8 protein-coding genes are annotated in these 13,404 nt (G+C 45.8%); 1 reads left to right on the top strand and 7 read right to left on the bottom strand.

What is annotated here, in order from left to right; genetic code table 11:
- Positions 1 to 248 precede the first annotated feature (248 nt).
- Positions 249 to 1,421, top strand: a complete 1,173-nt coding sequence (locus tag KO518_RS00365; RefSeq protein ID WP_216023837.1) for a MerR family transcriptional regulator — start codon at positions 249 to 251, stop codon at positions 1,419 to 1,421.
- Between the two features lie 60 nt (positions 1,422 to 1,481).
- Here the strand turns inward: KO518_RS00365 and KO518_RS00360 are convergent, their stop codons facing one another.
- The 7 genes from KO518_RS00360 to KO518_RS00330 form a co-directional block, all read right to left on the bottom strand.
- Positions 1,482 to 2,834: a type II toxin-antitoxin system HipA family toxin gene (locus KO518_RS00360; RefSeq protein WP_216023836.1), complete on the bottom strand. Its 1,353-nt coding sequence runs from the start codon at positions 2,832 to 2,834 to the stop codon at positions 1,482 to 1,484.
- A complete protein-coding gene (locus tag KO518_RS00355; protein WP_216023835.1) occupies positions 2,824 to 3,114 on the bottom strand; it encodes a helix-turn-helix transcriptional regulator in 291 nt (96 codons plus the stop codon). Before KO518_RS00355 ends, KO518_RS00360 begins: the two co-directional genes overlap by 11 nt.
- A 423-nt stretch (positions 3,115 to 3,537) precedes the next feature.
- On the bottom strand, positions 3,538 to 6,282 hold the full coding sequence (locus tag KO518_RS00350; RefSeq protein WP_216023834.1) for a discoidin domain-containing protein: 2,745 nt from the start codon (positions 6,280 to 6,282) through the stop codon (positions 3,538 to 3,540).
- Between the two features lie 38 nt (positions 6,283 to 6,320).
- Entirely contained in the window at positions 6,321 to 9,263 is a 2,943-nt protein-coding gene (locus KO518_RS00345; protein ID WP_216023833.1) for a TonB-dependent receptor, read from the bottom strand.
- A gap of 255 nt (positions 9,264 to 9,518) precedes the next feature.
- Positions 9,519 to 10,526, bottom strand: coding sequence for a LacI family DNA-binding transcriptional regulator (locus KO518_RS00340; RefSeq protein WP_216023832.1), 1,008 nt, complete (start codon positions 10,524 to 10,526; stop codon positions 9,519 to 9,521).
- A 223-nt stretch (positions 10,527 to 10,749) separates the two neighbouring features.
- Positions 10,750 to 11,172, bottom strand: a complete 423-nt coding sequence (locus tag KO518_RS00335; protein WP_216023831.1) for a sulfatase-like hydrolase/transferase — start codon at positions 11,170 to 11,172, stop codon at positions 10,750 to 10,752.
- 205 nt (positions 11,173 to 11,377) lie between these two features.
- Positions 11,378 to 12,940 carry a sodium/sugar symporter gene (locus tag KO518_RS00330; RefSeq protein WP_216023830.1) on the bottom strand — a complete coding sequence of 521 codons (1,563 nt, stop codon included), beginning with the start codon at positions 12,938 to 12,940 and terminating at the stop codon, positions 11,378 to 11,380.
- Positions 12,941 to 13,404: the final 464 nt, after the last annotated feature.

Genomic DNA, 13,404 nt, shown 5'->3' with positions numbered 1-13,404 from the left:
TGAGTCCTCTATGCGTTTTACCGAACGGGAAAATCCAGCGGTTAGAGGTCTACACAAAGTGACTTTATGGGTAACAATCTGTAGACCTAAAGGCGGACATACAAGCTTTCAACCAATCAAAACTGGACGATATTTTTTGCTAACAACATTTGACCTGTCTATAACTTCATAGTTTATCGTCATTCGTGTTCTGGTCTGTTTGAGCCAGCCGCGCCATTATTAAAAAGAACTGAAAGGACGTTTTATCTGTGTATCGCATTTCTGAGTTAGCTGAAAAAGTCGGGCTGTCACGGTCAACCTTGCTCTACTACGAAAAGCTAGGTTTGTTGCAGGGTGTTCGCCAAACCAACGGCTATCGGCTGTATTCAGATAAAGATGTTCAGCGGTTGCGCTTGTTGCAACAACTGCAAGCGGGCGGTTTAACACTTAAGGAATGTAAATCCTTTTTGGACAGCAAGGTGCAGCGCACTGTACTTGAAAAGCGCTTGCAGCAGCTGGACGAAGATATCGCTAAAAAGCAACAAGCTCGCGCGTTACTTGCCGCCATGCTTGGTGAAGGTTCGCTTCGTCTTTGGCACCAACAGACCGATAAATTTGCACCAGATGCCCATCTGGAGTGGTTAAAGCAGCAAGGCTTTAATGAACAACAAGCCCTGCATTTGAAATGGTTATCAAAAGATATGAACGCACACGAGAAATACATGGCTGACTTTATGACGGTATTCCAACGCTTAGAACGCTGGGGACCAAGTTCTGATGCCGATACACTAAAAGCCTTGGCAACGCTGCCAACAATACCCACCAAGATCATTGATATTGGCTGCGGCAAAGGCTTTTCAACCCGGTTATTGGCAAAGCACACCCAAGCCGAGATTGTGGCAGTGGATAATGAGCAAAGTGCGCTGGATGAACTCGGTGAACGCCTCACTGAGCAGGGATTAGATACCCGCGTTAGCTTAAGCTGCGCCAGTATGACGAATCTGCCTTTTGCACCTAAAAGCTTTGATTGCATCTGGCCTGAAGCAGCGGCTTACATAATGGGTGTCGAGCAAGCGTTAGCTCAGTGGCGTAAACTACTGACTGATAGCGGCTTCATAGTAATCAGTGACCTAGTATGGTTAACCGACAACCCAAGCCAAGAGGCGGTTGCATTCTGGGAAGGTGAATACCCAGATATGCAAACCATCGAAAAGCGCTTAAGCCAAATGCGCCAAGCAGGCTTTGAAGTGATTGATCATTTCACCTTAAGGGAACAAGCATGGCACGATTACTATCAACCACTCAAAGCGCGAGTGGCAGAAGTAAAAGCAAGCATGCCAAATTCAAACGCCATCGCAGATATCGAGCGAGAAATTGCGATTTATGAACGCTACCTAGGCGAGTTTGGGTACCAGATGTTTGTGCTGCGCAAAGGAGCGTAAAACAGGAGCGTAAAAACGCCCCTGCCACAAACACCGTTTAACTAAGCATTAGGATGAGCCTTAGCGACAATAAAGCGCTGCATTTTCTTGTTTGCGCAGCTCCAATGTCTTAGCAATCGCAGACACTGTTGTTTTACTGATCCCTTGCTGCTGTGCCAGATACGTAAATTGGCTGATCGCTTCTGCGACTTCTTCAATGACTTGCCTTGCATCATGCCAATTCGCAAAGCCAGCACTGATCGCAAGTTTTTGCATCACCTTAAGCGGTGGCGCCTTGCCATAACCGCCGAACGCAGTGGCGTGTTCGTTGAATGGATGTGGGCTGTAGGTAACATCGTAAAAAGGGGCAGGATCCCATTGACCGTCATCCGCTTGCAAAAACGCCCAGTTTTTACTGTGGTCGTCTTGATTAGACGACAGCAGGTTAAAAATGGCGCGGCGAAATTGCAGTTGTCCAGCAGCTGGCGATTTACACAACTGACGGCTGGCTTTAATCAAATCAATGTAATCTAAACTTGGCGTTCGAAAGTCTGCATCCAGTAGCCCGCAAGCGCTGTGCATATGCAATCGATCTGCACTGCGCTTTCTGCCTAAGTCGGCCTGTTCAGTGACATAATCAAAACGCTTAAGCACCAACCAAGCAGACGCACCGCTTGTAGGTGGTGCTTCAATGAGTTGCCATTGCGGCGGTTGACACTTAGCAAGTTCTGCCATTTGTAAATAAACCGCCTCACACAAACCTTCTTCATGGCCAAGTGCGAGATTTTTAGAGGTAAACTTCACCAGCCAAGCCTCATCTCCAAGCTGAGCGAAGGTTCGACAATGCTGAGTTTCCCCAGCAGGCATATAAATTTGTGCCTTAGGTCTGGCCCCGCCCGAACTACCTCCGGCGACTAATGCGGCCAACACCTGTTGCGTATGCCCATCTAACTCATCGTGATTATCATCCATATAATCTGACATCGAAGAATCGAACAGCGTTTGTGCTTCTAAGCCTAACGTCGCTAAATCAATATCCGCGTGCGTGGTGGCTGAAAACTCAGACACCGGAGAAAAAGACAATGCTCCCATGCCTTTATCACCGACAAAGGCTAACCTATCCATCGCCGTTAATTGATTAGGCAGGATGCCCTGTTGCCGGAAAATACGATCTTGTAACAGCATGCCCCAGCCATCGGGTAAACAATCTCCAAATACGCCATGTACACCTTGGTGCGGCGCTTTAGGAGCGACTTGAACTTGCGCGTTCGCATGCAAGGTAAAAGGTGATAAGTTGCCAAACTGCTGCAAATAGCTGTCTGCATACTGAAAAAAAACGCCTTGCCGATTCTGCGCCAAGACCCCTACAGCAACCTGCTCACCTGAGCTTAACGTGCGAGTCACGGCGAGTTTTTGAATGGGTTTAAAACTCATCTTTTAGCACCTCATCAATACTCGTGGGCATAGCAGCGCGTTCTTTGCTAGGTTGTGTGAGTTGATAGAGCCTCTCTAGCGAATCAAGGGTCTGCCATAGCAACAGCAATTGGCGAAATGAAATTTGCCCGGTCAGCTCAAATTTCTTAATGGTGGCCGCAGGTACACAGCTTCGCTCAGCAAGCGCCGATCGTGACAGCTTTGCCTGCTTTCGTAACTCACGTAAATAAGCCGCATAGGCTTGGCTTACATCGGTATCATCAAGTAAGGTAAAATTCATCCGCACAGACCAGGTGGATACAGTTATATCCATTATAGCGAAATAAAACAGAAATTGGATACTATTGTATCCGCTAACGGATGAGGTGTTGAAAAATCACTCGATAAAGCCCTTCAAAACTGCTATGTTTTAGCTCTAACAGCAGCATAAAAACGGCACTGTTTTTCCATTGCTAACCACTAAGATTTCGTAAAAGCCATAGGCAAGTGGTGGGCAGTTTGGTGGGCAAACAGGCATTTTTGAGCGGTTTCTTTTCGATAACTCATTGAGTTTGTTAGGTTCTATCCCGCTGTTCAATGAGCAGATTCAGAATATAGAATAAACTAGGTGAGGAAAGCACTGCGCCTTCCACATAGGCAGAAGGGAATTTAGAAATAAAAAAGCTACCAAAAGAGGTAGCTTTTTTAGTTTACATAAGACGCTTTACAGCTGTGGTCCTAACAGTTCAAATTCAGCTACTTGCATCAAGCTGTCATCACCTTTGTTTTTGGTAATGTTGATGCGATATTGGCTGAATGCCCTGCCGTTTGTAGTAGAGAATACTTTGCGCTCAAAGCGTTCATCAAAGCTCTCCCCAGCCCAGGCGCCCAGTTCCTGCCAGTTTTCACCGTCGTTAGAACCAAGTAACACAAAGTTCTCAGGATCCCGTGATGGTGCATCGTTCGCGCTGGTCATTGCAAACTGGTTCACAACCACTGGCTCCGGAAGTACAATTTCTACCCAAGATGGATCATCAGTAGTTGGAATACCTGCGTTGTCTAACCACTTGGTGGCAATACTGTTGTCAAACACCATTTCGCCGGCTTCTGCGTCACTGATCGCCGCTCTTGCAGTAACAACTTTAGCGCTGTTATCACTGTGATCTACTGCCGCATAGTCAGTTCCGTACAAGCCAAATTCGGCAACCTGCATTAAAGAATCATCGCCTTTGTTTTTGCTAATTTGTACTTCGTAACGGCTGAATGCGCGCATATTGGATAGCGCAAAAGTTTGCGTTTCAAAACGCTCATCAAAGCTAAGACCTGCCCACTCACCCAATACAAACCAGTCTTCGCCGTCATCTGAGCCCAGCAGAGCTACATTTTCCGGGTCGCGACTTGGTGCGTCGTTAGCGCTGGTAATCGTAAAGGTAGTCACGGCTTTTGCTTCAGGCAATGTTACTGTTGCAAAACTAGGGTCTTCAGCGGTTGGAATACCTGTATCGTCGAGCCACTTCGTATTGGCATCTCCATCAAAGGCCATTGCGCCAGCTTCTGCCTCACTAATTGCACCTCTGGCCTCAACAACAACGCCACTTGCGGCACCAAGGTTCTCAGGAGCACTAGCTGGGCCAATAAGTGAAAGTTCAGCTACCTGCATCAGGCTATCATCGCCCGCATTTTTGGTAATATTAATGCGATATAGACTGAATGACTTCGCATTCTGGAAACTAAACGACTTGCGCTCAAAGCGCTCGTCGAAGGTTTCGCCTACCCAACTGGCCAACGTCGTCCAGGTTTCCCCATCGTCATTAGACCCCAACACTGAGAAATTCTCAGGGTCGCGGGACGGCGCGTCATTGGCGCTGATCATCGCCAACGTATTAACGTTAACCGGCGATGCAAACGCAAGGTCTACCCAGGAAGGATCGGTTTCCGACGGCACACCAGAATCGTCAAGCCATTTAGTTTCACTGCTGCCATCAAAAGCCATTTCCGGCGCTTCACCATCGCTGATAAAACCTCGGGCTGTGATTTCACTCGCACTATCTGAATGCACAACCGCCGCTTCAAGTGGTCCGCTAAGCTCAACCTCAGCAATTTGCATCAAGCTGGTATCACCTTTGTTTTTGGTGACGTTCATACGGTAGTGAGTATAAGCCAGACTATTATCCACAGGCAGATCCAGTGTCTGGAAGCGGTCATCAAAAGACAAGCCAGCCCATTCGCCTAAGGTTATCCATTGCTCCCCATCATTAGACGCTTCCAGCGACACATTTTCCGGGTCGCGGTCTGGTGCGTCATTAGCACTGGTGATCGAAAGTGTATTTACCGGAATGGCTTGCTCAAACGCGATGCTAATCCAGGACGGTTCTTCGGCGGAAGGAATTGCTGCATTGTCGAGCCATTTGGTGTTGTTGTCATTGTCAAATACCTTGTCACCAGATTCACCTTCACTGATCTCCGCCCGCCACTCAATAGCAGCAGAAGCAATGTTTTGCGCAGTAGTATATTCCACTACAGGACCTGAAGCCTGGGATTCCACCACTACAGGTAAAGTCAGATCCACAATAGTAGCCGGGTCGATAGCCAACTCATTGACAACAGGGTGTGCTGTTAACGCAGCTAATAACTGCGTACGAATTTGCGTAATTGCGTCTTCGTCACCGGCTGCAGCCAATTTTACAAGGGCGGTTAATGCATTGATGTGTGCCGCAATTGTCACGTCTTCAGTTGTGTTAGCAAGCGCCGCGTTTATCAATGATGCAGTAAGCGCATTTCCACTCAAATCTGCTACGCTGTCTACCGAATCAACACTTACCAAAGGCATGGAGAACACGTCTACATTTGAGGCATCTACACCTAATATACGCATTAACAATACGCTGTATTCACTTTGCGCTGGTAACAAGGTTGCTTGTGCAGAAATATTACGTCCTTCTGCAATAGCTTGTTCAACTAATACTGTTGCAAATGTCGTTAATGCATTGGCCTGGAATTCAGCTTCTGCCGTGCCATCGGCTTGGCTTCCCAATGGGGATTCAACCCAAGTTAACGTAGAAAGCGTCACGCCATCGAGCTGCGTCGCATCTACAGTTTCCCCCAGACCAACTGCGCCGCATGCACTGGCGTCACAGATCATGGTTGTGTCGTTATCTGCAGTAGCATCAATGCGATAGAGGCCTTTAAAAGCGAAACCGGGCTTAGAATTGACGGTAAAAAATGCAGTGCCGTTGCTGTCTGTTTCCGCACCACTTGAGCTGGCTTCTCCGCCAACCAGAGCTGTTGCAGAAAGGTTAGCCCCTATCATTGTGCCTTTAATGACACTTCCGGATAACTCAGCCTGTGTTGATGGCGGCTGCGGCGCGTCTTGTGGATCCGGCTCATTGCTGCTGCCGCCACAGCCCGACAATAAACCCAGTACAGCTGCTACACACAGAGACACTTTTGTTTTCTTGATATTGTTCATAATCGTTCCTATTCGTTTTTATTCTGTGACACCCTGCATTAGAAGTTGTAGGTAACACCTACGTAATAACGCTTACCTGAGTAACTGGTGTTGTATATTCGCGACGAAACGTCGTCGCCCACACGTGACGTGGCTTCTTCTCCGGTCACGTTGACCACAGACGCGTTCACCACGATGTCTTCATTGATCGAATAGGACGCATTTAAATCAATTTGATCATACGGGTCTTGGTAAACGTTGAAGCCGCTATTAAGGCCCAGAACAGTATCACCACGCTTATTCCATGACGCACGCAAGCTGTAATCATCGGTTTCGTAGTAAGCCGACAGGTTGTACTGATACTTCGCACTGCCAACAAGAGGAGACTGCCCCTCTAACACGCCATCTACGGTTATATCCGCCTTGTTGGTGATATTGCGGGTGTAGTTCGCATATAACCCAAAGCCGTTTTCAAAGGCATGCTGGATAAATACTTCCATACCTTTTGACTTGGCATCAGAACCGTTACCCGAAGTAGAGTAGGGTGATATGGTAATTTCACCGGCAGGTACAATATCGCCAAAACCAGCGAAGTCAGTGGTTCGATCTATAACTAATGGAACAATGAAGTTATCTACTTTTTTATAGAAAACAGCTGTACCGACGGCAGACCCTTCACCGTAATAGTACTCTAGTGACAAATCGAATTGGTCAGAAAGATACGGTTCGAGATTTTTGTTACCACCACTGCCTCTAAAGCCCGGTAGCTCGTTAAATTCTGCACGGTCAGACGCCCACTCATCAGACACAAAGGAAATTCTTTCCTGAGAACCTAATGCGCTATAGCCAGGCCGAGACATTACCCTGGCAGCAGCAGCCCGAACCACCAAGTTTTCACCAGCATCCCACACAATGTTCAAGCTGGGTAACACTTCAGTGTAGGTATTTTCCGATTCAATAAGATCAAACGATTCAACAAACCGATCATCACCAGTAACGGGTTCACCTGTTTCATCATCGACATTATCAAGGAAATAAGTATACAAATCAGTAGATGCAGCAGTGGTTGTCGTGCGTACTACGCGAACACCCACGTTACCGCGAAAATCAGAGTATTGGAATTCACCTTGTACGTATGCCGCTTGGATTTCTTCTTCAATGTCGTATACAAACTGATCTTCAATACGCGTGTAAGGAACGTAATTCGACGTAATGATATCGCGGTACTTATCCCAGTTTATTGTTGGCATCAAATTAATGTCGAAGCCACCTGCGATATTGTCTTCACCTGATGAATTAAGCACATCAGCAGCGGCTGGCATACCGTCATTCCACTGGTAGCTATCAAATACGTCGATACCGTCTTCAGTGGCCTCTGCTGCTGCAATGTCAAAGTCAGGGTCGAGGAAGAAGTTATTGCCGGTTTCGCGATGCAGCTCTCCTTTGCGATATTTCATACCGGTTTTAACTGTATGGAACATGCCCCAATCTACAAATATATCCAAATCGATTTGCGCATAATCCTCTTCCAGTTCACTGTTTACAAAGCTCGAACCTGAAGAACCAGGATCGGCCGCACCACCCACGCCAGAAAGTAAAGCGTTGAGGGTGTTAGGGTCCATATACATACTAAGTCTGTCGGAACCCAGTGACCAACCGGCATATTGCGCAGCATTTTCAATGAAGTCATCGCCCTGACCCCAGTTAGAACTCTTGTAAGCCGCTTCCCAATTTTCTGTAGGTCCGCCTTCCGCTTCGGTATGCCCTACCACAACGGTGGCAGAAAAGTCATCGCCATCGTATGAAAAGCTAAAATCGAAAGTATCTGAAGTTGACTCTTCCCGTGTATAAGTTCCTCTAATCCATGGAAACTGCATGTCTTTCTCAACACCACCAGCACCGACGACATAGTCAACGCCAATCACGTTTAACCCCGCATCATCAAGAGTTACGTTGGAGAGAAAATTAGGACTTAACGACCATTCCGGAATATCAACTACTGACAAGGTTCTATCCTGACCTAGTTCAAAACCAAAATAGTTTGCGGTTATTTCAATACGATCTGTTGGTCGCCATTGACCGGTTAACTGAACACCCTGACGCTGGCGGTCTTCTTCTATAACAGAGGTTCTCGCTACCTGAGGAAAATACACATCGCTATATGTATTGCCGTTGGCATCGTTTAGTGCCGCCCAAGGGTTGTTGTTGTCGATGGGATTGCCATTGGCATCCACAGCACTGCCGGCTTCGCCGGTCCAACGCCATATGTTGGCATCAGTTCCCCCCGACAAAGTACGGTTAGTTCTGTCTTGCTTCGTATAACCAACTAAAAAGCCAAGTGTTTCGTCTTCATTTTTCCACGAATACAACGCCGTACCCTGTGGTTCATAATCTTCCGTTACATCTGCATAGGTAGCTTCTAAATTCAGTACTCCGGAATTCGCTTCCATTTCAAACGGCTTACGGGTATGCAGAAGAACCGAACCACCCACGCCGCCTTCATCCAGGCGCGCTTCTGATGATTTGAATACTTCGACTTTTTTGATCATAGCTGAAGGCAGTAACGTATAATCAAATGACCGGGAAGGTTCACCGGGAGAGGAGGCAATAAAGTTACCGTTCAACTGGGTAAAGGTAAGATCTGAACTCAAACCGCGAATACTTACTCGTGCACCTTCACCACCATCCCGTGCGATAACAACACCAGGTACGCGTTGCAGCGAGTCAGCTACGTTCTTATCAGGGAATTTACCAATATCTTCAGCAGTAATGGCGTCAACCACCGCTTGCGACATTCGCTTGGTTGCAAGGTTTTCCGCCATACTTGAGCGAATGCCTTTAATTTCTATAATTTCCAGTGCGTCGTCAGCTTGGGCGGTCTGTTGATCTGTCTGCTCTTGTGCATGAGCGGCGCCAAAGGCGGAAAGAACTGATAAACACATCAGTGACTTCTGAAACCTCGTCACTTTTCTTGTTTGTCCCGGTTTTTTGTGCGTAGTCATGTGTTGCCTCCATTAGATATGTAATCGAAATCACAATCACATACAGGAATATCAAATTGGTTTTTATTTATAAATTTTTCAGATGGATACATGCACTAAAGCATGGTTAGTGTAAAAACGTTCTCTGAAATCTTTATGAAATCGTTTACAGTAACAAGTCGATATTATGACTGACAATCAAGGTTGTCAACAAAGAAACCTAAAAATTATTTACAAATCATTAACTGCTGGTACTTCGGGATACAAATTAGGTTGCTAGGTAGTCTTTGCCGGACCTGAACTTTCGCGTTCAAGCAGCTGAAATGGAAGAATTTCCCGTTTCCTCGCTAAGGGCTCGTTTTTAATCATTTTAATTAACACATTCACCGCGCGCTGACCCATGTCGAACGCGGGTTGGTCAACAGTTGTTAAAGGTGGATTAACATACCCTGACACGCGAACGTTATCAAAACCCGTAATTGATATATCGTTAGGCACAGACAAACCACACCGAGTTAATTCGTACAATGCGCCCATGGCAATATCGTCATTAAAACAACAAATTGCGGTAGGCTGTTCTGACTTGGCTAGTAATTCTTTCGCACCTGACACGCCGGTATCCAAGTCATAACTTGCGCCAACCAGGTAGGACTCGTCGAAGGGGATCCCTTCCTCAGCCATAGCGCTTTTCATACCGGCGAGGCGATCTTGAAATATCAGCGATGACCGCTGGCCAGCAATAAATCCAAACTTTTTATGACCATAGCTTATAAGGTGATTCATAACCGCACGGCCTGCTGCGTAATTATCAAGTTCTATGTAGGGGTAAGGTTTATCCACTATGCGCTCACACACACTGACCATAGGTACTTTTTCGGCCAACTCGGCGTCGGCTTCTGAGAACGGAAAGGAGTGATCCAGCTGTATTAAACCATCAGCTCGATTAGACAATACCATGCTGGCGTATTCATTTTCTCTTTGCTGATCACCCTGAGTATCACCCAGTAACACTGTGTATCCACGCTCTTGAGCGGCATTCTCGATGCCCTCAATAATACGCATGAAAAACGGGTTTACCAGGTTGGGGACTAACACAACAATGGAGTTAGACTTACCACTTTTAACGCTACTGGCAAGCCAGTTTGGTCGGTAGCCAGCCTGTTTAACTGCAATCATCACCTTCTCACGGGTCTTAACATTTACCAGCGAGGGCGTTTTAAGGGTACGGGAAACCGTTGCGGTCGATACCCCAGCAAGTTCACTAACTTTCTTAATGTTTGTCATGGAATCCCTTGCCTCTCGTCAATCAACGCTGAGGCGTAAAATTACTTTAATCCTGAAACCTTATAATAGCGGGAATAATGCAGAAATAGCAACAAACGCCAAGTAAACGTTTACATTTTTACTTATTTATGTTCATTTCTTGATACATTAAGGCTGAAAGGGAAGTTTATCGACAAATTCCAGGATTTATTCCGTTTATTTATCCAGCCATGGATGTAATCGATTACACCCCAAAAACACGACTGTTGCGTTTAACAGCTGAGAAAAAGAGGGAGTAAAAGCTCCGGGAATACTTGTTTGAGAAGAGGCGGCACGAGCACCTAGTCTGATAAAACTGATGCGTGCCGCTTAAATAAATAAACGTATTGCTCTTATTTTTACCAGCATATAAGCCAGTCATTATCGAATATCTACTTGGTGTGCACACCGCAGCCGGAGCGATAGCTTGTGTGAATGTCACTCCTTTTTCAGCCAGCTCATCAATAGCAGGTGTTTGTACGTCAGCGCCATAACGACTGATATGGTGAAAGCCTTCATCGTCAGTCACAAACACGATTATGTTCGGTTTTTTCTGAACATGTCCTTCGGCGCGAAGTTGAACCGAAAACCCCAGTAGCACTAAAGTGAGTAATACACATATTTTCATCGCAGTCTCTTCATGTGATAAGTGGAGAACGCCAGCCGCTAATAAACTATTGCGAGCAAATTAACAACGACAGCTAACGAGTAAAGACGAGCGATAACAGAAAATAACGTAAAAAAACGCCATGACAACATGGCGTTTCACAACAAGCAGTAAATTTACAAACGGTCCGTCTATTCGTCTTTTGACGGTTTACCCGTCTGGGTATTTACCACCAGATAGTGTAGAGAAGTATCAGGATTACCGTTACGCCAAGGGCAGCTAAATTGAACCCCCGTTGGGTCTGGAAGCTGATATCTGACATATCTACGGAACAGTCGGACTGCGGCTTACCCCCGTTTAGCGACACCAGAACGGACAATCCTATACAAAGAATAAATACGATGCCGATCCGGTCCATGAAGGGCAAGGTTGGCCACAAAAACATAAAAGCGAATGAAAACACTGCCGATCCCAAAGCTGATGCTAGTGCGCCCGCCGATGTCGTGCGTTTCCAAAACATCCCCATCAGAAATATGGCCGTAATCCCTGGCGAGAAGAGTCCGGTAAACTCCTGGATATACTGAAAAGCCTGATCAAATTTACCGAGTAGAGGCTCAGCCATTAGTAGCGCAATACCAAGAGACACCAAGGTAGAAATTCTGCCAATGTGAACATAGTGGCGCTGACTTCTATCAGGCACGATATTGCGATAAATATCCATAGTGAAGATAGTAGAAATACTATTAGTCATAGAAGCTAAAGAGGAAACAATAGCGGCAACCAAGGCGGCGAACACCAACCCTTTAATGCCGACTGGCATCAAGCTCATCATAGACGGATAAGCCTGATCCGGCGCCGTCAAATCAGGATATAGAATCAACGCGGCAATTCCAGGTAACACGACAATAATAGGCATAAGCAACTTGAGATAAGCCGCAAACGCGATGCCTTTCTGCGCTTCCTGTATGCTTTTCGCTGCCAGTGCGCGCTGAATAATGTATTGATTAAAGCCCCAGTAGCCAACGTTCATAACCCATAGGCCGCCAATGAGTACTGAAATACCAGGCAGACTCATATAATTGGGGTTGTCCCTGGATAAAATCATATCGAAGTGACCCGGCGCTTTTTCAGTCAGCGTTTGAAAACCGGCCAAAACACCCTCGCCACCAGCAATAGTGTCAAGAGCCAAATAGCTCAAAAACAAGCCCCCGAATACCAGTAACACCACTTGTATAATATCCGTATAGGCAACCGCTTTTAACCCGCCATACAGTGAATAAGCTACCGACAGCACGGCCAAAAAAATCATACCGAACATCCAGTCAACACCCGCTACGGTTTGAATAGCTAAGCCGCCTAGCCATAGCACGGAGGTCAGATTGACAAAAATAAAAACCGCCAGCCAAAACAGTGCAAGGGTTGTTTTTACGCGACTGTCGAAGCGCTGCTCCAAGTATTGAGGCATAGTGAAAATGTTGTTTTTGAGAAAAATTGGCAGTAGATACTTACCAACCAAAATTAAGGTAATGGCAGCCATCCATTCGTAAGATGCAATGGCCAAACCAATAGCATATCCCGACCCAGACATACCTATGATCTGTTCAGCTGAAATATTTGAGGCAATAAGTGAGGCACCGATTGCCCACCAGGGCAATGCTTTGCTGGCCAAAAAATAGTCTTCGGTATTCCGATCCCCCTTGTGATCGTTCCTTGAAATCCATAGAGCAATACACAATAGGCCTATGACGTAGGCGATAAATACAGTAATGTCGAGCTGTTCCAGTTTCATTTCTCTTACCTTTTTATAATTTTCATCTTTGCTCACCTGCTAGTTAAATAGTGGTCGCTATGAAGCCAACCTAATTTGAGCATTATTAAAATTCAATAACTGTTAGCCTAAGCGCGAAAAATATTAAATATTTGTTTTTATTGTTAACATTACGTATTTATCGGAGCCACGACAGAAGCAATTTACAATGGTTACCACGATAGTTTCACAACGGAAAAGTAAATAAAAAGAAAATAACACGTATTAACCCAACGCCAAATAAATTTTTAAAACACTGAAAAAAAAGAATTTATCAACACAAATCCGTATATCAACAGCCCAAAAAAACTACACAAATAAATACAAAATATTTACAAAATGATTGCATGATGATGTTTCTTGCTGAAATCCTGTTAGTTTTTACACGTGCTCCTACATAGCATTGGTTGCTACGCGTGATGCGCTGAATGCAAGCCATTACTGTA

The organism is Aestuariibacter sp. A3R04, from assembly GCF_018860805.1.
Lineage (GTDB): Bacteria > Pseudomonadota > Gammaproteobacteria > Enterobacterales > Alteromonadaceae > Alteromonas.
This window is presented reverse-complemented; position numbering and strand designations above follow the sequence as displayed.